Origin of the sequence: Mycobacterium adipatum, assembly GCF_001644575.1 — a bacterium.
In the GTDB taxonomy this organism is placed as follows: domain Bacteria; phylum Actinomycetota; class Actinomycetes; order Mycobacteriales; family Mycobacteriaceae; genus Mycobacterium; species Mycobacterium adipatum.
This window is the reverse complement of sequence record NZ_CP015596.1, coordinates 4,058,939-4,080,231: the sequence shown is the minus strand read 5'-3', so window position 1 is coordinate 4,080,231 and position 21,293 is coordinate 4,058,939. Positions and strand designations below refer to the sequence as shown.

Below are 21,293 nucleotides of genomic sequence, written 5' to 3'. Positions count from 1 at the left end.
GTCGGCATCCGCGTGTTCACCGGGGATGTCTGCTCATCGAATCACGGTGCCGGCGGGCTGCCGCATCATGTCTTGCTGGATTCGCCATCCGATGTCCATCGGGTCGCCGCAGACGACGGAATCCGCAGAAATAGCTACTTAGTCGGCAATGCTAAAGAGCTGGGTAAACAGCACCGGTGACACGGAGAAGCCTCGTTTTTTGCCGCATCACCTGCGCTAGAACTGCGCTTTTCGTGCCTCGGTGCGCGAATCGGGCAAACTGTCGACCGACCTGCATCCGGTGCAGGCGGCGAAGTTTCCGTCTTCGGCGTCAATTTTGCCAAAATGTGTTACTCGCGTGTTAGCGTCGCTACGAATTCGCGTTCCAGTGTGCTCCGTCACATCTGTCGATGCTCATCAGCTGGGATCGCACGTCGGGGAATGGAGATTTGCTGGTGGATCAGAGTCGACCGCTGGGCGCGGACCGCAAACACGTGGCCAAGCATGTGCAGCGTAAGCCCGCAGGGCCCAGGCACGCCGCGCCCAAGGCCAATAGTGCGTCGACCCATGTGGGTCGTATCGGCGCACTTGCCGTCGCGTTGGGGATCGGGGCGGCGGCCGCGGCGTTCATGCCGGCGGCAGCGGCTGACTCCTCGTCCAACGTTGGCTCGACCGGTTCCACGGGATCCTCGGACTCCGGGTCGGACCAGCGCGGACCGCGGTCGGCTGATTCGGCCGACCCGACGTCGGGCGCCGACTCCTCGGACGCCGGCGGTTCGACCGACGATGACGCCGACGATGACGCCGACGATGACGATGCGCCGAAGTCGGGTTCCGGTGACGACACCGACGTCGATGGCTCCGACGCTGCCGATGAGGTGAAGTCCGAGGCGAAGCGTCCACGTGGCCGGTACGGGGTGCAACGTGCGTCGGTGGCGGAGTCCGTGGCCGCCGCGCCGACGGTATCCGACGGTGACGCCACGGACTCGACGGCACTCGTCGAGCCGAAGTCACCTTCGGTCGACGATATCGCGGCCGGGGTGGAGCAGATCGCTCCGCTGCCCATCGTGACGGTTCCGTGGACGCATCCGGTGGCGAAAACCGTTGAGAAGCAAGGTGTTCCCGTTATCGCCGTGGTGATGCCCGCCGGCTCCGACGCGCAGGCGAAGGGGACCGGGGAATCCCCGCTGCTGGGGGCGCTGATCATCGCCACGGCCGCGAGCGCAAGTACCCGGCGGGGCGAAGGACTCGACGGCACCGGGGTGGGTTCGGCGCAGCCGGTGCTGCTCATGACGGCGGTCCAACCGACACCGAGTGCGGCCCCGGCGGGTCCGCGGATCTGGATCGGCAGCCTGCTGCTGATCGGTGACGGCACGGCCACCCATCCCAACGGCGGCATCTTGGCCGGCAACGGTTACAGCTGGACGGCCGAGACCTGCAACGCCGGCCTGGCCTGCAACGGCGGTAATGCCGGGGCGTTCGGCAACGGCGGCAGCGGCTTCAACGGTGGCAGCGGCGGCAATGCCGGGGTGTGGGGCGCGGGCGGCAGCGGCGGTGCCGGCGTCTTCACCATCAACGGCGGTGCCGGCGGTCAGGGCGGCAACGGTGGTTCGTTCTTCGGCAACGGCGGTGCCGGCGGCGTCGGCGCGGCGGGCGTGGACGGCGTGGCCGGCGTCAACGGTGGCGCCGGAGGCATCGGCGGCTCCGGCGGTCGAGGCGGTTCAGCCGGCGGATTCCTCAGCGCTGCAGGCAAAGGCGGCTCAGGTGGGGCCGGTGGTGCGGGCATCGGTGTGGGTAGCGGAGCGACCGGCGGTGCCGGTGGCGTCGGCGGCTCCGGTGCCGCCGGTGCACATGGCCTCGGTGGGTTCGGTGGTGGCGGCGGTGGCGGCGGTGGCGGTGCCCTCGTCGAGCAACTCAACGGCGGTTCGACCATCGGTACCGCGGTCGGTGGTGTCGGCGGGGCCGGCGGCAAGGGCTCCGCGACCGCGGCCGGTGGTGCCGGCGGCGTCGGTGGCAGCGCCGGCTTGTCGGCCGATGGTGCCGGCAGCGTCGCCTCGGGTGCCGCGACCGGTGGTGCCGGCGGGGCCGGCGGGCTCAACGGTGGTGTCGGTGGTGTCGGTGGCGTGGGCCGGATCACGGCCATTGCGGCGAACGCGGTCGCCGACGGTACGGCGACCGGTGGTGCCGGCGGTGCGGGCATCAACGGCGGTGTGGGTGGCGCCGGTGCGCTGGGACAGCTCGGTGCCAAACGGACCGGCGGCCAGGCGACCGGCACCGCGATCGGTGGTGCCGGCGGTTTCGGCGACGGCATCGGCAGCACCGGTGGCAACGGCGGCGGCGGCTATATCAACAGCGGCCTCTATGCCAACCTCGGCGCCGACAGCACGGCCGATGGTTACGCACTCGGTGGCGCGGGCGGCGCGGCGACCACCGGCGGCCGCGGTGGCGCCGGCGGTTTCGGCACCATCATCGCCAGCGGCAACGGATCCTCGGCAGCCGGATACTCCTACGGTGGCGACGGCGGTGCCGGTAGCGCCGGTGGAACGGGCGGCGCGGGCGCGCGTGCGCAGCTCACCGCGAAGGGAAACACCTCGACGACCACCGGCACGTCCCGCGCCGGTGCCGGCGGCAGCGGTACCGGTACCGGAGTGACCGGTGGCGCCGGTGGCCAGGCCGTCATCGGCACCGGCCAGGCGTCCGGAGTGGCCGGTGTCAACAGCGTCGCCAACGGCACCGCGACCGGTGGCACCGGCGGAGCCGGACAATACGGTGTCAACGGCGGTGCCGGCGGTGGTGCGAGCATCACCCCCAGGGGTAACGGCGATTCGATCACCGCGAGCTCGGCGACCGGCGGTAACGGCGGTACCGGTGTGGTCGGTGGGGCGGGCACCATCAACGTCACCGGTGGCGCAGGAAGCTCGGTCACCAACTCGAGCGCGACCGGCGGACATGCCGGTGCCGGTGATGCCAACGGCGGCGTCGGCGGTGTCGGTGGCGCCGCCACCATCACCGCCAGCACCGGTGGCAAGGTGGCCAACGCCGTGGCCGCCGGCGGCAACGGCGGGGCGGGCACCGACGGTGGCGTGGGCGGCGCGGGTGCCGCGGCCACCGTCTCGGCCACCCACGCGACCTCCAACGTCAGCGGTACCGCCACCGGCGGCTCCGGTGGGCTCGGTGCCGCGGGCACCGGCGGAGCGGGCGGTACCGGCGGTCTGTTGACCAAGGGTGCGGGCTCTACCATCACCGGCACCGACGCCGGCGCCGCGGGCGGGGCCGGTGGGGCCGGTTACACCGGCGGCACGGGCGGAACCGGCGGTAATGCCGATCTCAACGCGGCTGCCAACGGATCTGCCGCCGGCAGCGCCGCCGGCGGTGCGGGCGGCAGCGGCACCGGTACGGGCAGCACGGGCGGCAGCGGCGGGTTTGCCGAAGTGCAGGCCGGCTACAACACCACCACGCGCGGCACCGCGCAGGGCACCGTCATCGGCGGTGCCGGTGGCAATGCGGTCGCGGCGGGCAAGGGCGGAGCCGGCGGCGGCGCCTTGGTGATGGCCGCGGGCACAACCGGCGTCGCGACCGGGATCACCGCGACCGGCGGTGCCGGCGGTGCGGGCACCGTGAGCGGAGCCTCCGGCGGTGCCGGCGGGTTCACCAACGTCTATGCCGAGAACGCCGGCATCACCGGTAGCACCGCAACCTCGGGCGCCGGCGGTGCCGGCAACGGTGGCAACGGCGGTAGCGGTGGAATGGGCTGGATCCAGGCCTATGGCGCCGGTACGACGGTCACCGCGGGCGTATCGACCGGCGGTGCCGGTGGCGACGGCGGTGTCAACGGTGCCGGTGGCGCCCTCGGCGGCAAGGGTGGCGACGGCGGTAACAGCACCTTCTGGAAGTCGGGTGGACAGCAGTCGGCAGACCAACAGAACTCCGGCGGCGCAGGTGGCGCCGGCGGTGACGGCAGCGAACCCGGTGTCGGCGGCAGCGGTGCCGGTGGCGCCGGTGGTGCCGGTGGAATCGGCGGCAACACCGCCGGGGGCATCGGGCACGGCGGTAACGGCACCGACGGCACCGACGGCCAGCCCGACGGCACCCCCGGCGTCAACGGTGCCAACGGCACGAACGCCAACTGATCGGCCGACAACGCATGTCCGAGAGGCCCGCTGCGGCGGGCCTCTCGTCATGTCATGTCGCTCAGATGACCAACAGGTCGGATGGCACGACGTCCGGATCGCGCCAGAACGCGTCATTGACGAAGCGGCTGAACAGATCTGGTGGCAATACGGTCTCGCGTGGCTCGGCTTTCACCGCGCCGTTGACGGTGTGCAGCCCCGGCGTCCCGGCCCGATCGTCGAAATCCGTGACGTCATAGTCGACATGGGTGAATTGGTGCTCGAAACCCGGCTCGTCGATGAAGTCGTAGATGGCTTTCATGGTCCTGGCCGGATCGGTGGTCAGGGTCTCGTACTGCACCACCAGCAGACGCTCCCGCTGCGCGCCGTAACACGCCTGTTTGAGCGCGTCGAACGGACCGCCGACCATACCGTCCTGCCCGGCGACCTGGCTGGCCCTGGTGTACACGGTGCCGCCGGGGCTGTAGTTGAAGATCGAGGACGGGCTGAACACATTGCGTTGGACCAGCCGCTCGATGCTGTCGATCACCCACGGAAGGTCCCGCACGCAGGCAATGACTTTCGACTCCGGGAAAAGCTGGGCAAGGGCCGGCATGCGCGCACACCAGCTGCGGTTGGTGTCGAAGATGACGTCCGCGGGGCAATCCGCATAGTAACTCTCGAACAGGCCGTGCAGCATGCGTCGGCGTTTGGCGTCATCGAGGAAGACCGCGAACTCGTTGGCCGCGCTCATCTGGGAGAGCAGCGCGTCGAACAGACCGGCCAGCGGTCCCGACATGCCGGCCTCGAACCGCGGATTCTGGCGCAGCAATGCCGCCAACAGCGTCGAGCCCGACCGCGGCAGGCCGGAGATGAAATGCAGCGCCGTCATCGGGCTGAGTCTGCATCCCGATCGCCGCGACCGCAAGTAAGGCGGGCCGGTTTGCCGCGGTCAGAGCCCATTTTGTGGGTGCCCCCGGCGCTCTGGGCGGGATCGGTGCCGACGCCGGCCGCGGTGTCGGGCAGGGTAGCGATGCCGACGGCGGCACCGACCCGTACGGTGGTCACCGAGGTGGGGGGTGACGGGGGACGGAAGCGTACGGACACCGAGGACAACCATGACGGCGATCAATTCGATGACTGACACGGCCGCAGCGGGCCCCCGCGTCGACGCAGCCGGGGCTGCCGACGTGCTGAGCCGCGCCGACACCATCGTCATCGTCGCGCACGTCTACCCCGATGCGGACACCATCGGTGCCGGCCTGGCGTTGGCTCAGGTGGTCGCCGCCGCCGGCAAGGACGTCCAGGTCAGTTTTGCCGCCCCGGGTGACCTTCCGGAATCATTGGCGACCTTGCCGGGCGGGCATCTGCTGGTATCCCCGCAACACTGCCGCCGCGACGCCGACCTGGTCGTCACCGTGGACATCCCGACCTTCAACCGGCTCGGCAGCCTCGGTGAGCTGGCTGCGCAGGTTCCCGAGGTCCTGGTGATCGACCATCACGCGTCCAACACGCTGTTCGGCACCGTCAACTTCGTGGATCCGAAGGCGGATTCGACGACGATGCTGATCGCTGATCTGCTCGACGCCTGGCACAAGCCGATCGACGAGCCGGTCGCGCACTGCCTCTACGCCGGGCTGACCACCGATACCGGATCGTTCCGGTGGGCCAGCGCGCGGGCACACCGGTTGGCGTCCCGGCTGCTGGAGATCGGGGTGGACAACGCGGGGATCAGCCGCACCCTGATGGACACCCACCCGTTCGCCTGGCTGCCGATGTTGTCGCGGGTGCTGGGTTCGGCGCGTCTGCTGGAGCGGGCAGCCGACGGGCGCGGGCTGGTGTACGCGGTTGTCTCGCACGAGGAATGGGCGGCAGCCCGGCCCGAGGAAGTGGAGAGCATCGTCGATATCGTGCGCACCACCGCCCAGGCGGAAGTGGCGGCGGTGTTCAAGGAGATCGAGCCGCGGCAGTGGTCGGTGTCGATGCGCTCCAAGTCGTTGGACATCTCGGCCGTGGCCAGCCGGTTCGGTGGTGGCGGACACCGTAAGGCCGCCGGCTATTCGGCCACGGGGTCTGCCGATGACGTCGTGCTCGCGTTGCAGGACGCTCTTGGCTGACGAACCCGTCACCGCGTGGCGCATCGCCGCACTGGCGCTCCCGGCCTTGGGCGTGCTTGCCGCAGAACCGATCTATCTGCTCTTCGATCTCGCGGTCGTCGGCCGGCTCGGCGCGTTGAGCCTGGCCGGTTTGGCGATCGGTGGGTTGGTGCTGGCCCTGGTCAGCTCGCAGTTGACCTTCCTGTCCTACGGAACGACGGCACGCTCGGCGCGCTTCTTCGGCGTCGGTGACCGCGAGGCTGCGGTCGGGGAGGGCGTGCAGGCCACCTGGTTGGCGGTGGGCCTGGGGCTCGTGGTGGTCGTCGCGGTGCAGGCGCTGGCCGTTCCCGTGCTCGACGTGATCTCCGGGGGCGGGCCGATCGCCGATGCCGCGTTGCCCTGGCTGCGTGTCGCCATTCTCGGTGCCCCGGCGATCATGATCTCGATGGCCGGAAACGGTTGGCTGCGCGGTGTCCAGGACACCGTGCGTCCGTTGCGTTATGTCCTTGTCGGCTTCGGTATTTCAGCGGTGCTGTGCCCGTCGCTGGTGTACGGCTGGCTGGGCCTGCCGCAGCTTGGCCTGACAGGATCTGCGGTGGCCAATGTGATCGGTCAGTGGATCGCCGCGTTGCTGTTCTGCCGGGCGCTGCTGTCCGAGCAGGTGGGCGTGCGGCTGCAACCCGCGGTGCTGCGCGCCCAGCTGGTGATGGGTCGGGACCTGGCGCTGCGGACGCTGGCCTTCCAGGCGTGTTTCGTGTCCGCCGGGGCGGTCGCGGCACGGTTCGGGGCCGCGGCGGTGGCCGCGCATCAGGTGGTTCTGCAGCTCTGGAATTTCCTTGCGTTGGTGCTGGATTCGCTGGCCATTGCCGCGCAGTCCCTGGTGGGTGCCGCGCTCGGGGCGGGTCGGCTCGGCCACGCCAAGTCGGTGGCCTGGCGGGTCACCCTGTTCTCGACGGCGGCGGCCGCGGTATTCGCCATCGTGTTCGCCGCCGGGTCGGCGGTGCTGCCCGGCTTGTTCACCTCCGACCCCGCCGTACTCGATGAGATCGCGGTGCCCTGGTGGTTCCTGGTGGGCCAGCTGACGGTGGCCGGCGTGGTGTTCGCTCTCGACGGCGTCCTGCTCGGCGCCGGTGACGCCAAGTTCATGCGGAATGCCACCCTGGCCAGCGCCCTGATCGGTTTCCTGCCGCTGATCTGGCTGTCCCTCGGTTACGGCTGGGGACTGGTCGGGATCTGGTCGGGCCTGTCGCTGTTCATGGTGCTGCGACTGGCCTTCGTCGGCTGGCGCACCGTATCGGGGCGCTGGCTGGTGGTCGGCACCGGTTAGGCGCCGAGGGTGGCCTGGATGTCACCCTTCATGGCGTTGAGCTGCCCGCCCCAGTAACCCCAGCCGTGGGTCCCGTTCGGCGGGAAGTTGAAGGTGCCGTTGCTGCCGCCGGCGTTCTGGTACTGGGTCTGGAAGTTGCGGTTGCTGTCCAGGGTGATCGTTTCCAGCACCTGGCCGGCGACATCGCCACCACCACCGAGCTCACCGGGGCGCCCGGTACCGCAGTACACCCAGATCCGGGTCCCGTTGGCGACCAGCTTGCCGACGTTGACCGTCGGGTCGTTGCGCCGCCAGGCCGGCCCGCCACCGAGACCCCACATCGACACCGCGTTGAACCCGCCGGCGTCCGCCATCGCGAAGGTGACCAACAGTGGCCACAGCCCCTGGGACAGGTTGAGGTAGCCCGACAGCGAGCCCGCGTAGCGGAACTGGCCCGGGTGGTAGGCGGCCAGCGTCAGCGCTGCGCTGCCCGACATGGACAGTCCGACAACGGCATTGCCGCTCGGCGAGATGCCCTTGTTGGCGGCCAGATAGCCGGGTAGCTCGGACGTGAGGAACGTCTCCCACTGGTAGTTGTAGGTGTTCCCGTTGCCGACCGCCGGGCCCTGCCAGTTCGTGTAGAAGCTGGACATGCCACCCACCGGCATGACCACCGATACCCCGGACTCGAAAAAGGTCTCGAAGGCCGCGGTCTCGATATCCCAGCCGCTGTTGTCTTCGCGGGCGCGCAGGCCGTCGAGCAGGTAGACCGCCCGCGGGCCACCGCCCTGGAAGCGGACCGGGATATCGCGGCCCATGGCCGCCGAGGGCACCATCAGTGTCTCTACCGGCAGCCCGGGCCGGGAGAACGCCGCCGCGGTTGCCGCCGGGCCTGCCACGACGATCAGTCCCGGCAGCAGGATCGCTGCCAGCAAACCGGCCCACAGCCGGTGGGTGAGGTTGTGCAGGTGTTTCATTCGGGTACGCCGTCCTGTCCGGGAGAGCCCCCCGACCCACCGACTACGTCGCGCGGGCACCCCCTTTTCGTTACAGCGACGAGTTCGCTCTCGGCGAACGTTGCCTCCGGCGCGACCGGCCCGGCGTTCAGTCCGCGGCGCTGGAACTGCCCAACAGGTCACGAACCCGGTTGGCCACCTTGATGAACTCCGGGCGTTCCATCGTCTCGCCGTACTCACGCTCGGGGGGCAGGTCGACATCGAGGGTCTCGACGATGCGGCCGGGCCGTGGGCTCATGACGACAACCCGGTTGGCCAGGTACACCGCCTCGGCCACCGAGTGGGTCACCAGCACGACGGTGGTGCCGGTCTCACGCCAGATGCGGTGCAACTCGACGTTCATCTTCTCCCGGGTGAGCGCGTCCAGCGCACCGAACGGCTCATCCATCAGCAATACACCGGGCTCGTGCAACAGCGCGCGGCACAGCGAAACACGTTGCTGCATACCGCCGGACAGCTCGTGCGGCAGGGCGTTCTCGAATCCGGTGAGCCCGGTCATCTCGATCAGGTAGTCGCAGCGGGCCTGGGCGTTCTTGCGGGGCATACCCCGCATCTCGGCCTGCAGCAGGATGTTGCGCCGCACCGACCGCCATTCCAGGAGCGCGGCGCGTTGGAAGACGTAGCCGATCTCGCGCTGCGGGCCACGTACGGCGTTGCCGCGCAGCCGGACCTCACCCGAGGTGGCCTCGGTCAGACCGGCTACCACCTTGAGCAGTGTCGACTTACCACAGCCGGAAGGTCCGGCGATGGAGACGAATTCACCGTCGGCGACCCGCAGGCTGACATCATCGACGGCGGTCACGGTGGACCGTTTCGACGAGAAGGTGACGGTGAGCTTGTCGATGGCAATGGCGTCTGAGGTCACGGTGGTCCTCGGTGCGGTGATGGTGGCGGAGGTCATGTCGGGGATCCCTATTCGCCGGCCGCGGGAACGAACGACGAGGCCCAGTATTCGCTCGGTGCCTTGGCCGACTGCAACAGCCCGGCCTCGCTGAGCGTGGCGATGGTGGAGGTCCAGTCCGCTTCGGCGTTGGTGCCGGGGGCCGCACCGGTGGTGGCCGGCGTGTTCAGCAGGGGGATGGTCTCCTGCCACTGCTGCAGCAGGACGTGCTCCGGCGGGGTCTGCGGGTCGACACCGACCATGGCCTTCGCCGCGGCCTCGGGGTCTTCCTTGGCCGCTGCGTAGGAGGCGCTGACGGCGTCGAGCATCGACTGAACGAGCTCGGGATTGTCACCGATCGTCGAGTTGTGGGTGATCAGACCGTTGCTGAAGAAGTTCAGACCGGCGTCGGAGTAGCGGAAGTAGCGCATTTCCCGACCGCTCTTGTTGGCGATGGTCGGGCCCTGGTCGTGGGCGAAGCCGATCAGTCCGTCCACCCGGCCGGCCATCAGCGCGGCCATCTTGCCCGCCGAGTCCAGGTTCTGTTCCTTGACGTCGCCCGGTGCCAGACCGACATCGGCGAGGAACATCGGGAAGGTGGTGGTCGGGGCGTCGCCGGCCGATACCGCGATGGTGCGCCCGGCGAGATCCGCCGGCTCCTCGATACCGGAATCGGCGAAAACCTGCACGGCCGACGGCGTGGTCTGCAGGAACACGCCGACGCTCTTGATGTCGACGCCCTGGTCGATATTGCTCAGTACCGCCGCGGTGTCGGACCAGCCGAAGTCGACCTGCTTGCCGCCGACCGCCTGCGCGGTGCGGGTGGAGCCCTGGCCGGGGTCGATGGTCAGGTCGATGCCGTGCTCGGCGAAGATGCCCTCCTGCACGCCGTAGTACAGCGGGGCGTGCTCACCGTAGGGATACCAGTTGAGCATCAGCGTGACCGGTGTCGCGCTCTCGGCGGCCGGCTTGTTCTCGCCCGCACCTGGGCCGCAGGCGGCCAGGGTGAGCATGGCGGTGGTCGCGGCGACGGCGGTGGTGACGCGACGGCTGAATGAGAACATGGTGTGTCTCCTGATCGGTATCGGTGGGGGTCAGACCGCGGTCGAGGCGGAGTTGGAGGTGCGCCGTGATGCATGCCAGGGGATGAGCAGCTTCTCGGCGATCTCGATGATCGCGAACAACACGATCCCGAGCAGCGACATGATGATCAGCGCAGCGAAAAGCATTGCGGTGTCCAGGCTTCCGTTGGCCTGCAGAATGACGTAGCCGAGTCCCTCGTTGGCGCCGACGAATTCGCCGACGACCGCGCCGGTGACGGCCAGGGTGGCGGCGACCTTGAGGCCCGACATCAGCTGCGGCAGCGACGCGGGGAAGCGCACCTTCATGAAGGTCCGGAACTTGCTGGCGCCCATGGTCGAGGTGAGTTCCAGGATCTCGGGGTCCACCGACCGCAATCCGGCCAGCCCGGAGATCACGATGGGGAAGAACGCCATCAGCACGGCGACCAGGATCTTGGGCGAGGGACCGAAGCCCAGCCACACGATGAACAGCGGGGCGATCGCGATCTTCGGGATCACCTGGGCGAACAAGATCAGCGGGTAGACGGTCTTCTCGAAGCTCGACGAGTAGATCATCATCACCGCGACGAAGATGCCCACCGCGGTGGCGATGACGAAGCCGATGACCGTTTCCCAGGTGGTCACCCAGGTGTTCTGGGCCAGGTAGGCGGCATTCTGCGTGGTGGCCTGCCAGGTATCTGCGGGGGAGGGCAGGATGTAGGGCGCGACGAGGTCGGCCGCGGTCACCGCCCACCAGCCGGCCAGCAGCGCAACGACCAGCAGGACCGGACGCCACAGGTTGGCCGCGGTGCGGCGGGGGGAAAATGACCAGCGTGCTCGTGGGGCTGCCGGACGGGTGGCCGGGCCGGAGTCCGGTGGCTGGATGCGGGCCGATGCGGTGACCGCCATGAAGTGTCCTCAAGGTCGCAGTGGAACGGGTCTGATGTGCACCCGTTGGGAATGCGCTTTCCGAAGCGATTCCGACACTAACGTGACCTGGCGCACACTGTCAACCGACGCGTGCGGTGAACGCTGAAGATCTCTTCAGCCAAGGCGGGTGCTGTCCCGCAGCACGATCCGTCCGGGCACCCGTTCCCGCAGGTCATCGGCATCGGTATCGACTTGTAGCGCCAATTCCACTGCGCGCGCACCGATTTCCTCCAGCGGTAGCGCCACCGTGGTCAGGCTCGGCGTGTGGTCGCGCAGCGTCGGGATGTCGTCGAAGCCGGCGATGCACACATCCCGGGGCACACTGAGGCCCAACTCGCGCCAGGCGGCGATGGCCCCGATGGCCATGACGTCGGTCACCGCGAACACACAGACGGGTTCACCGGCGCCGCCGGGGGTGAGGTCCAGCGCCGCGGCGAGTCGGCGGGCGGCCGAGTACCCGCCGTCGCGGGTGAAATCGCCGGACACCTCCACCAGTGTGGTCAGGCCGTGTCTGCCGAGCGCCTCGGTGAATCCGTTGCGGCGGTCCACCGACGTTCGGATGTTGCCGGGTCCGCCGATCACCGCGAACTGGCGGTGTCCGGCGGCGACCAGTGCATCAGCCAATTCTCCTGAGGCGAAATGGTTTTCGGGTTCGACCGCGCCGCCGAAGGCCAGTGGCTGTCCGATCACCACGACCCGTCCACCGTTGGCGCGGTAGCGGCCGAACTCGGCTTCCAGTTCGCGGTCCAGGTCGCCGCTCTGCCGGGAGCCCGCGAGCACGATGGCATCCGCGCGGTGGGCGATGAAGGTGCTCACCGATTCGCGCTCGATATCGAAGTCGCGGTCGGTGCCGGCCAGCAGCACCTGTTTTCGCGCGGCGCGGGCCGCCGACTGCACGCCGCGCGCGATCGAGGAGAAGTACGGGTCGGCGATATCGTGCACGATGAGCCCGAGTAGTCCGGTAGAGGCCCGGGCCAGCGCCTGGGCCTGCGCATTCGGGACGTAACCGAGTTCGCGCGCCGCGGTGCGCACCCGATCGGCCACCCCTTCGCCGGGAATGCGATTCGAGCCGTTGAGCACCCGCGACGCGGTGGCCTGCGATACGCCGGCCCGTGTCGCCACATCCTGCAGAGTCACCGCCGCCATGCCCGCTCCCGCCCGTCTCGCCGATCTCCGGGGTTGACCGGAGCGCCCGCACAGCTTACCTTGGAAAGCGCATTCCGAAGTGCTGACGGCGCCGCCGACTCGATAACGAGTCCGGTTGGTGCGCCGCGCCCCTGATCACCTCAGTTCATCTGACAAGGAATTCGCACATGGCCACATCTTCTGACAACGTCCCGACCCGCGGCCGTACCCTGCGCATCGCCATGAACGGCGTGACCGGCCGGATGGGCTACCGCCAGCACCTGCTGCGCTCCATCCTTCCGCTGCGCGAGACCGGCCTGCGCCTCGAGGACGGCACCCGTGTCGACATCGAGCCGATCCTGGTCGGGCGCAACGCCGAGAAGATCGCCGACCTCGCTGCCGAGCACGGCATCGCGTCCTGGACGACCGATACCGCGTCGGTGATCGCCGACCCGAGTGTCGACGTGTACTTCGACGCGCAGGTCACCTCGCGGCGGATGGAGGCGCTGTCCGGGGCCATCAAGGCGGGCAAGCACGTCTACACCGAGAAGCCGACGGCCGAAACACTCACCGAAGCCATCGAATTGGCCCGGATGGCGGAGAACGCCGGGGTGGTGGCCGGGGTGGTGCACGACAAGCTCTACCTGCCGGGTCTGGTCAAACTGCGCAGGCTCGTCGACGAGGGTTTCTTCGGGCGCATCCTGTCGATGCGCGGTGAGTTCGGGTACTGGGTGTTCGAGGGTGACGGCCAGCCCGCCCAGCGGCCCAGCTGGAACTACCGCGCCGAGGACGGCGGCGGTATCACCGTCGACATGTTCTGCCACTGGAACTATGTGATGGAGGCTCTGCTGGGCACCGTGCAAACGGTGACCGCGCGTACCGCCACCCACATCCCGACCCGCTGGGACGAGCAGGGCAACGCCTACCCGGCAACCGCCGATGACGCCGCGTACGGCATCTTCGAGATCGAAGGCGGTGTCATCGCCCAGATCAATTCGTCCTGGGCGGTCCGGGTGCACCGCGACGAACTCGTCGAGTTCCAGATCGACGGCACCCACGGCTCGGCGGTGGCAGGGCTTCGCGGCTGCGTCGCCCAGCAGCGCGCTCACACCCCGAAGCCGGTGTGGAACCCCGATCTTCCGGTCACCGAGAGGTTCCGCGACCAGTGGCTGGAGGTACCGGCCAACGCGGACCTCGACAACGGCTTCAAACTGCAGTGGGAGGAATACCTGCGCGATGTCGTCGCCGGGCGGTCCCACCGCTTCGGCCTGCTGTCCGCCGCCCGCGGTGTGCAACTGGCCGAACTCGGTCTGCGCAGCTCCGCCGAGGGGCGCCGCCTCGACGTGCCGGAGATCGTGCTGTGACCGCGACGATCAAGACGGCCACCACGGCGCTGCGGCTGCCGATCGCCGGGGCGATGCGCACCCACGTCCTCGGCGAGCCCGGTCCGTGGCGGCGCCCCGATGCGCCGATCACCTCGCGGATCGCCTATGCCGCAGCGCATGTCGTCCCCAGGCTCACCGCAGACAGCACCCCCGGCGCGCCGGCCGATCTGGACTGGGACGTCACCATGGCCTACCGCCACGAGCTGTGGTCTTATGGTCTGGGTGTCGCCGACGCCATGGACACCGCCCAGCGCGGCATGGGACTGGACTGGACGGCCACCCGGGAGTTGATCGCCCGCAGTGGCCGTGAGGCCGCCGCCGTCGGCGGCCGGCTGGCCTGTGGCGCGGGCACCGACCAGCTTCCGCCCGGCGCACACGGCCTCACCGCCATCACCGACGCGTACCGGGAGCAGATCGAGGTGGTCCGCGACGCGGGCGCCCAGGTGATCCTGATGGCGTCGCGTGCGCTGGCGAGCATCGCCCGGACGCCCGAAGACTATCTGTCGGTGTACGGCGCACTGCTCGCCGAAGCGGACCGCCCCGTCATCCTGCACTGGCTGGGGGAGATGTTCGACCCCGCCCTGGCCGGGTACTGGGGCAGCACCGATATCGGCTGGGCGACAGACACCTTCCGGGAGCTCATCGAGACCCATGCCGACAAGGTGGACGGCGTCAAGGTGTCGCTCCTGGACGCCGGGCACGAGATCGCCCTGCGGCGCGCACTGCCCGCCGGTGTCCGGCTCTACACCGGAGACGATTTCAACTATCCCGACCTGATCCTCGGTGACGAGGCCGGCCACTCCGACGCCCTGCTGGGTATCTTCGCCGCGATCTACCCCGCGGCCTCGACCGCCCTGCAGGCCCTCGACGCCGGTGACGCCACGCGTGCGCACGAGATCCTGTCCGCCACCCAGGAATTGGGCCGGCACATCTTTGCCGCACCGACCTACTACTACAAGACCGGCATCGCGTTCCTGTCCTGGCTCAACGGCCACCAGTCCGGGTTCACGATGGTCAACGGGCTCACCTCGGGCCGGTCGGTGGGCCACCTGAGCGAGCTGTTCGTGCTGGCCGACCGGGCCGGACTGCTCGCCGATCCCGACCTGGCCGCCACCCGGATGCGCAGCTACCTCGCCGTGAACGGAGTCGACGGATGAGCGCGACATTCTCCCGGTTGTCGCTGAACACCATGACGACCAAGAGCTGGAACCTGCGCCAGGCCGTCGAGGCGACCGCCGCCGCCGGGTTGCCGGCGGTCGGCCTGTGGCGGGACCGGGTCGCCGAGGTGGGTGTCGATGTCGCATCGAAACTCGTGCACGACAACGGTCTTCGGGTGTCGAGTCTGTGCCGCGGCGGATTCCTCACCGGTATCGAGGACGGTGAGCACGCACTCGACGACAACCGCCGCGCCATCGACGAGGCCGCCACCCTGGGTGCCCCGGAGCTCATCATGGTCGCCGGCGGCATCCCGGATCGCGATCTGCCCGGCACGCGGGCGCGGCTGGCCGATCGGATCGCCACGCTGGTGCCCTATGCCGCCGAGCGGGACGTCCGGCTCGCGCTGGAGCCCCTGCACCCGGTGTTCTGCGCCGATCGTGCCGTGATCTCGACCCTCGGCCAGGCGCTGGCGCTGGCCGCGCCGTACCCCGCGAGCGCGGTCGGCGTCGTGGTGGACACCTTCCACGTCTGGTGGGACCCCGACCTGGCCGAGCTCATCGCCGCGGCCGGCGCGCAGGGCCGCATCAGTTCCTTCCAGATCTGTGACTGGCTGGTGCCGATGGCCGCCGACCCGCTGGTGTCCCGGGGGATGATGGGCGACGGCGTCATCGATTTCGCTGCCATCGCCGCGCTGGTGAGCGCCGCCGGGTATGCCGGGGACGTCGAGGTGGAGATCTTCAACGAGGAGGTCTGGGCCGCCGACGGCCGTGCCGTGCTGGAGACGATGAAGAGCCGGTACCGCGACCTGGTGCTGCCCGCACTGTGAAGGTGCTCATCGCGCCGGACTCGTTCAAGGGCACAGCCTCGGCCACCGAGGTCGCCGAGACGCTTGGCCGGGGGTGGTCGGCGGTGCGGGCGGGTGACGATGTCGTCGCGCTGCCGCAGGCCGACGGCGGCGAGGGCACCTGTGCGGCCGTTGCGGCGTCCGGGGAGTGGCGGTGGCACCAGACCGAGGTCGACGGGCCCGACGGTCGACGGGTGCTCGCCCGCTGGCTGTTCGACCGGGACGGACAACGCGCCGTCATCGAACTCGCCGAACCGTCGGGCATCGCGCTGCTGGACCGGTTGGACCCGTGGCGGGCCGATACCCGCGGCCTGGGTCAGGTGATCGGTGCGGCGCTGTCCGCCGGCGCCCGGTCGTTGCAGATCGGGCTCGGCGGTTCGGCGAGTACCGACGGCGGCGCCGGTGCCCTGATGGCGCTGGGGCTGCGAGCTTTCGATGCGTCCGGACGGCCGGTCTCGCCCGGTGCACACGGTCTGCGCACCGTGACCGAGGTGGACACCGGCGGCCTGGCCCCGCTGCCGCCCGGAGGTGTGCAGTTACTGGTCGACACCGCGGCCCCGCTGCACGGCCCGCAGGGCGCCGCGGCCGTGTTCGGACCCCAGAAGGGTGCGACTCCGGCCGACGTCGAGCAGCTCGATGACGGCCTGACCCGCTGGGCGCGAATCCTCAATGCGGCTGGTCTGCATGCCGATGCGGACGCTCCCGGCGCCGGCGCGGCCGGTGGCGCCGGCTTCGGCCTGATGTCCTGGGGTGCCACGGCGACGTCCGGTGCGCAGCGCATCTCGGAACTCACCGGACTCGATGATCACCTTCGTACGGCCGACCTGGTACTCACCGGCGAGGGCCGCCTCGATGACACCTCGTGGACCGGCAAGCTCGTCGGCCACGTGCTGGATGCCGCCGCACGCCACGGGTTGCCCGCCCTGGTGGTGGCCGGGCAGGTCGCGGGACGGTGCCCGGTACCGGCGCTATCCCTCAGCGATATCGCCGGATCGGCGGCCGCCGCGACGGCCGATCCGCTGCGCTGGCTGCAGGCCGCCGGATCCGCCGCAGCGCAACGGTTGACTGGCTAGCCCGCAATCCTGCGTGTCGCCGATATCCCTGGTTTCAGTCTTGCGGCCGACCTCGCCTCAAGACTGAGACCCGGTATGGATTCGGGCACCTGGATGTCCACTGGTTCAGTTTCGCGGCTCACCCGTCCACGAAACTGAACCCACGTAGACGCCTCTAGTAGCCGGCAGCAGACCCGTCGGCCTCCGAGGACAGCAGCGCCCGCGACCCCGACACTCCCAGCCGGGTGGCCCCGGCGGCGATCATCGCGCGTGCCTGCTCGAGGGTGCGCACCCCGCCGGAGGCCTTCACGAACAGTCCGGCATCGGCCACCGTGCGGTGCATCAGTTCCACGGCGTGCACGGTGGCGCCGCCGGATGGGTGGAATCCGGTCGAGGTCTTGACGAAGTCGGCGCCGGCGGCCACCGCGGCCCGGCACACGCCGACGATCTCGTCGTCGGTCAGGGCGGCCGACTCGATGATCACCTTGAGCACCACCGGGGCGGGTGCGGCCGCGCGCACCGCGGCGATATCGGCCTGCACCAGGTCGAAGCCACCCGCCTTGGCGGCGCCGATATCGATGACCATGTCGATCTCGTCGGCGCCGTGGCGCACCGCTTCGGCCGCTTCGGCGGCCTTGACCGCCGAAGTGTGCTTCCCGCTCGGGAAGCCACACACCACAGCGATCTTCAGACCCTCGGGCACGGAGATCGGCAGCATGGACGGCGACACGCACACCGCATAGGTGCCCAGTTCGACGGCCTCGGCCACCAGTGCCGCCACATCGGCGGCGGTCGCCTCGGGCTTGAGCAGGGTGTGGTCGATCATCGCGGCCACATCGGCGACGGTGGCGGTGGGGGTGCTCATGCAGTCCTCTGTTCTCATCCGTGGTGGGCAGGAGTACTCCGGCCCAACGTATGCCCCTGTCGCTGCATACCTGGTTTCAGTCTTGAGGCCGACCGCGCCGCGAACCTGAAACGGGGGACGTGATCCGGCCGGAAATCGTCCGCAGCTTCAGCGCTGATGCGCCCGTAGACACCCTGACTGAAGCCATGTACTTCGGCCTTCGCCCTCGCTCGGCGGTCGGCAAGACGCTACGGCTGCACCTGGGACCTACCGCGCTCCATCACCGAGGCCCGGCTGGCGGCGATATCGTCGCCGCTGGCAACCGTCATCCAGGCCCGCGCGGATTCGGCTTCGATCCACAATCCGGCCTGCGTCTGCTCGGCGTCGATGCGGTGGTAGGAGTCCAGCAGCGCCCCGACCGCGCGCTGATTGTTACCCACGATCGACGCCGCGATCCGGCGTGCGGCGGGCAGCAACTCGTCGTGTGCGACCACCTCGGTGACCAGTCCGCAACGCAGCGCGTCGCCCGCGGACAGGTAGTCACCGGTCAAACTCATCCGGCGGGCCATCCCGACCCCGACCTTCTGCGGCAACCGCACCGACAGCCCCCACGTGGGCAGCAACCCCACCCGGGCGTGGGTGTCGGCGAACCGGGCCTGCTCGGAGGCGATCAGCACATCGCAGTACAGCGCGATCTCCAGCCCGCCGGTGACCGCGGCACCGTTGATCGCGCCGATCACCGGTTTGCGCATGGCCGGCCATTTGGGGGAGATGTCGGGAAGTTCGGTGCTGCCGCCCAGCTCCTTGAGGTCCAGTCCCGCGCAGAACACCGGATCCGCGCCGGTCAGGATCACCACGTCCACGGTGTCGTCGGCTTCGGCTTCGCGCAGTGCGGCGAACAGCTGGCTGCGCAGCGCCAGCGACAGCGCGTTGCGCGACTGCGGCCGGTTCAGCGTCAGAGTGCGGACCCGGTCGGTGGTGTCGATCAGCAGCACAGGCGATTCAGTCATTTCGACACCGTATCGACACCCGTAAACGGCCTATCGTGGAGGTCATGTGCCGAAACATCACCGAGCTGCGTGGTCTGGAACCGGCAGCGACATCGGAAGAGATCGAGGCCGCCGCGCGGCAGTACATCCGCAAGATCAGCGGCGTGACGCGCCCCACCGCGGCCAACGTCGACGCCTTCGAAGCCGCCGTCGCCGAGGTCACCACCACCACCGAGCGGCTGCTCTCGCAGCTCCCGCCGCGTAGGCAGCCGCCCAAAACGGTGCCGCCGTTGCGCCGTCCCGAGGTGCGCGCCCGGCTCGGTCTGTGAGCACCCCGGCGCTCAAAGAATGGGCTGCCGCGGTGCACGCACTGCTCGACGGTCGCCAAACCGTGCTGCTGCGCAAAGGCGGCATCCACGAGAAGCGTTTTTCGCTGGCAGCGGGCGAGTTCCTGCTGTTCCCGACCGTCGCGCACAGCCACAACCAACGGGTGCGGCCCGAACACCGTGGACTGCTCGAGTACGCCCCGGACAGCACCGAGGACACCGTCGTGCTGCGGGCCGGCGCGAAAGTCGTTGCGGCGATTGAGGTCAATCGTCCGGAAGCCATCGGCGACATCGCCGACCTGCACATCTGGACCGAGGAATCGGTGCGCGCCGACAGGCTGGATTTCCGGCCGAAGCACCGGCTGACCGTGTTGGTGGTGCAGGCCCGTGCACTCACCGTGCCGGTGCCGTTGCCGCGCAGTCCGGATTATGCCGGCTGCTCCAGCTGGGTGCAGTTACCGGTGACCGAAAGTCGTTATCTCCCAGCCGTACACGACCTCGATGCGCTGGCCGCCGTCGCGCGGCGGGTACGTGCCTCAGTGGGCTGACGGCGGCACCGACGCCGCGGGCAGGATGAGGCGCGATCGTGTGTCGTGGGTGATGGTGTGGGTGGCCGGTCGCAGCGTCTGGCCCGATATCGCGGGCTCGCCCGTGCCGAGATTGCGCGCGTAGCGCGGGTGCGAGCCACCGGCCACCAGTACCCGGATTCGCGACCCGGCCGCGAACCGGTGCGCCACGGCGTCGAGTTCGATACGCACCACCCCGGACTGGGGAGCGGAGCTGAATCTGCGGAAGCCGTCGCTCACATTCTGTGAGCGGCCCCGGCTGTCGACCTCGCTGACCCGGACGAACACATCGTGGTGGGGATTATCGCAGCGGTGTGCCATCTCGAGCACCGGGACACCGACGCTGTAGACGTCTGCCGGCAGGCGTTCACCGGTGCAGGTGAGCACGTCGGGGCGGGCCGCGAGTGCCGAGTCGTCGCGGTAGCCGCCGTCGGCCGAGAGGAGCCGGCCGCCGATGGTGGGTGTGGGGTCGGCGGGATGGAAGACGAAGCTGGACGTCACGGCCGCGCCGCCGGACGGTGCGTCGCCCAAGCGTCCGCCGGCGAGCAGATACAGCTCGCGATGCTCGGTGGCCGGCGGCCAGTCGGGCAGTTCGACCCACCCGGCACCGTGGATGTCGACGTGCACCGGGCTGCGGCGAGTGTCCGGTGCGCCCCCCAGGTGCGTGTCCAGCCAGCCCAAGGTCTCCCGGAGCACCCTCGGCCCACCCCTGGTCATCATCTGGGTGTGGGTCCAGGATCCGATGGTCATCGCGGTCGGTACGTTGCGCGCGCGCAGACGCCGGTACTGATCCAGCGTCTGGTCGAGGAAAAGGTCCTGCCAGCCGCTGAGCAGCAACACCGGGACGTCCACCCGGTCCAGCGCTGCGGCCGCACTCAGCCGGCGCCAGTGTTCGGGATTCTCCTGCGGTGGCTGCAGCCACGATTCGTACCACGGCGCGCCGTCCCCGAGCAGATTGCGTCCACCCGTGCCCAGCGGCAGATCGAGCGTGGCGGCACCGACCCGGCGCCCGGCGGTGGCTTGGCGCAGCACGGCCCGGGCCCGGCCGGGATCTTCCTGGTGGGCGACCATCTCGCTCCAGCCCAGGAAGTCGTAGAGCGAAAACGACCCGGTGCCCCAGGACGATTGGGCGAAATCGTGCGGACCGACGGTGATCACGGCGGCGGCCAGCTCCGGTGGCGGGTCGGTGAGCAGTGCCCACTGGGTGAATCCCAGGTAGGACAGGCCGATGGTGGCGAAGGTGCCGGTGAACCAGGGCTGCTCGCGCAGCCAGGCGGCGGTGTCGGCGCCATCGGCGATTTCGTTGACCATCGGGGTGAATTCGCCTCCGGAGCCGAACGTGCCGCGCACGCTCTGGAAGACCACGTGGTACCCGCGCGTCGCGTAGATGCTGCCGAACAGCACGGTGAAGGGGAATCTGCGGCCGTAGGGCCCCCGGACCAGCAGGGTGCCCGCCGGGTTTGCGGTCTGCGGCTGGTAGTGGTCGGCGAGCAACTCCACACCGTCGCGCATGGGAATCGGTACCCGGCGATGCACCACGTAGTCGGTGGTCGGGGAGGGCAGGCGCAGGGCCCCGCTCAGCGCGCGGCGGGCCTGGCGCAAGGTTCGCGAGCTCACCTAACAACCG

18 protein-coding genes are annotated in these 21,293 nt (G+C 69.6%); 9 read left to right on the top strand and 9 right to left on the bottom strand.

Going from position 1 to position 21,293, the window contains the following annotated elements; genetic code table 11:
* Nucleotides 1–434 precede the first annotated feature (434 nt).
* Complete coding sequence (locus tag A7U43_RS30585; RefSeq protein ID WP_156525964.1) at nt 435–4,109, top strand: hypothetical protein; 3,675 nt, start codon at nt 435–437, stop codon at nt 4,107–4,109.
* Nucleotides 4,110–4,170: 61 nt separating this feature from the next.
* Here the strand turns inward: A7U43_RS30585 and A7U43_RS19365 are convergent, their stop codons facing one another.
* Complete coding sequence (locus tag A7U43_RS19365) at nt 4,171–4,980, bottom strand: sulfotransferase family protein (protein WP_067998505.1); 810 nt, start codon at nt 4,978–4,980, stop codon at nt 4,171–4,173.
* Between the two features lie 226 nt (nt 4,981–5,206).
* Between A7U43_RS19365 and A7U43_RS19360 the strand changes: the two genes are divergently transcribed.
* Complete coding sequence (locus A7U43_RS19360; protein WP_067998502.1) at nt 5,207–6,205, top strand: DHH family phosphoesterase; 999 nt, start codon at nt 5,207–5,209, stop codon at nt 6,203–6,205.
* The gene (locus A7U43_RS19355) at nt 6,198–7,511 is read left to right on the top strand and encodes an MATE family efflux transporter (RefSeq protein WP_231963357.1); all 1,314 of its coding nucleotides are present in this window, start codon (nt 6,198–6,200) and stop codon (nt 7,509–7,511) included. Before A7U43_RS19360 ends, A7U43_RS19355 begins: the two co-directional genes overlap by 8 nt.
* Here the strand turns inward: A7U43_RS19355 and A7U43_RS19350 are convergent.
* From A7U43_RS19350 to A7U43_RS19330, 5 genes are all read right to left on the bottom strand, one after another.
* Nucleotides 7,508–8,467: an alpha/beta hydrolase gene (locus A7U43_RS19350; RefSeq protein WP_067998498.1), complete on the bottom strand. Its 960-nt coding sequence runs from the start codon at nt 8,465–8,467 to the stop codon at nt 7,508–7,510. The two genes, A7U43_RS19355 and A7U43_RS19350, sit on opposite strands and share 4 nt — an antisense overlap.
* Nucleotides 8,468–8,594: 127 nt before the next feature.
* The gene (locus tag A7U43_RS19345; RefSeq protein WP_067998496.1) at nt 8,595–9,407 is read right to left on the bottom strand and encodes an ABC transporter ATP-binding protein; all 813 of its coding nucleotides are present in this window, start codon (nt 9,405–9,407) and stop codon (nt 8,595–8,597) included.
* 11 nt (nt 9,408–9,418) lie between these two features.
* The gene (locus A7U43_RS19340; protein ID WP_067998494.1) at nt 9,419–10,450 is read right to left on the bottom strand and encodes an ABC transporter substrate-binding protein; all 1,032 of its coding nucleotides are present in this window, start codon (nt 10,448–10,450) and stop codon (nt 9,419–9,421) included.
* 30 nt (nt 10,451–10,480) lie between these two features.
* The gene (locus A7U43_RS19335; protein ID WP_067998492.1) at nt 10,481–11,356 is read right to left on the bottom strand and encodes an ABC transporter permease; all 876 of its coding nucleotides are present in this window, start codon (nt 11,354–11,356) and stop codon (nt 10,481–10,483) included.
* A 135-nt stretch (nt 11,357–11,491) separates the two neighbouring features.
* Nucleotides 11,492–12,523 (bottom strand): LacI family DNA-binding transcriptional regulator, encoded by a 1,032-nt coding sequence (locus tag A7U43_RS19330; protein ID WP_067998490.1) that lies wholly within the window; start codon nt 12,521–12,523, stop codon nt 11,492–11,494.
* Nucleotides 12,524–12,690: 167 nt separating this feature from the next.
* On the opposite strand from A7U43_RS19330, the gene A7U43_RS19325 reads away from it, so the two are divergent.
* Genes A7U43_RS19325 through A7U43_RS19310 form a run of 4 tightly spaced genes read left to right on the top strand, consistent with a single transcriptional unit; the run spans nt 12,691 to nt 16,962 of the window.
* Entirely contained in the window at nt 12,691–13,866 is a 1,176-nt protein-coding gene (locus A7U43_RS19325; protein WP_067998488.1) for a Gfo/Idh/MocA family protein, read from the top strand.
* Nucleotides 13,867–13,919: 53 nt separating this feature from the next.
* Entirely contained in the window at nt 13,920–15,044 is a 1,125-nt protein-coding gene (locus tag A7U43_RS19320) for a dihydrodipicolinate synthase family protein (protein ID WP_068003192.1), read from the top strand.
* Nucleotides 15,041–15,871 carry a sugar phosphate isomerase/epimerase family protein gene (locus A7U43_RS19315; protein ID WP_067998485.1) on the top strand — a complete coding sequence of 277 codons (831 nt, stop codon included), beginning with the start codon at nt 15,041–15,043 and terminating at the stop codon, nt 15,869–15,871. Before A7U43_RS19320 ends, A7U43_RS19315 begins: the two co-directional genes overlap by 4 nt.
* Entirely contained in the window at nt 15,868–16,962 is a 1,095-nt protein-coding gene (locus A7U43_RS19310; protein ID WP_067998483.1) for a glycerate kinase, read from the top strand. The genes A7U43_RS19315 and A7U43_RS19310 overlap by 4 nt, the downstream gene beginning before the upstream one ends.
* 154 nt (nt 16,963–17,116) lie before the next feature.
* Here A7U43_RS19310 and deoC read toward each other — a convergent pair whose 3' ends face one another.
* Both deoC and A7U43_RS19300 read right to left on the bottom strand, forming a co-directional pair.
* Complete coding sequence (deoC, locus tag A7U43_RS19305) at nt 17,117–17,806, bottom strand: deoxyribose-phosphate aldolase (RefSeq protein WP_082902216.1); 690 nt, start codon at nt 17,804–17,806, stop codon at nt 17,117–17,119.
* 227 nt (nt 17,807–18,033) lie between these two features.
* Complete coding sequence (locus tag A7U43_RS19300) at nt 18,034–18,795, bottom strand: enoyl-CoA hydratase (protein WP_067998479.1); 762 nt, start codon at nt 18,793–18,795, stop codon at nt 18,034–18,036.
* 44 nt (nt 18,796–18,839) lie between these two features.
* On the opposite strand from A7U43_RS19300, the gene A7U43_RS19295 reads away from it, so the two are divergent.
* Both A7U43_RS19295 and A7U43_RS19290 read left to right on the top strand, forming a co-directional pair.
* The gene (locus tag A7U43_RS19295; protein WP_068003186.1) at nt 18,840–19,103 is read left to right on the top strand and encodes a DUF2277 domain-containing protein; all 264 of its coding nucleotides are present in this window, start codon (nt 18,840–18,842) and stop codon (nt 19,101–19,103) included.
* Complete coding sequence (locus A7U43_RS19290; RefSeq protein ID WP_067998477.1) at nt 19,100–19,648, top strand: DUF1802 family protein; 549 nt, start codon at nt 19,100–19,102, stop codon at nt 19,646–19,648. The genes A7U43_RS19295 and A7U43_RS19290 overlap by 4 nt, the downstream gene beginning before the upstream one ends.
* Here A7U43_RS19290 and A7U43_RS19285 read toward each other — a convergent pair.
* Nucleotides 19,637–21,283, bottom strand: coding sequence for a CocE/NonD family hydrolase (locus A7U43_RS19285; RefSeq protein WP_231963356.1), 1,647 nt, complete (start codon nt 21,281–21,283; stop codon nt 19,637–19,639). The two genes, A7U43_RS19290 and A7U43_RS19285, sit on opposite strands and share 12 nt — an antisense overlap.
* Between the last annotated feature and the right edge of the window lie 10 nt (nt 21,284–21,293).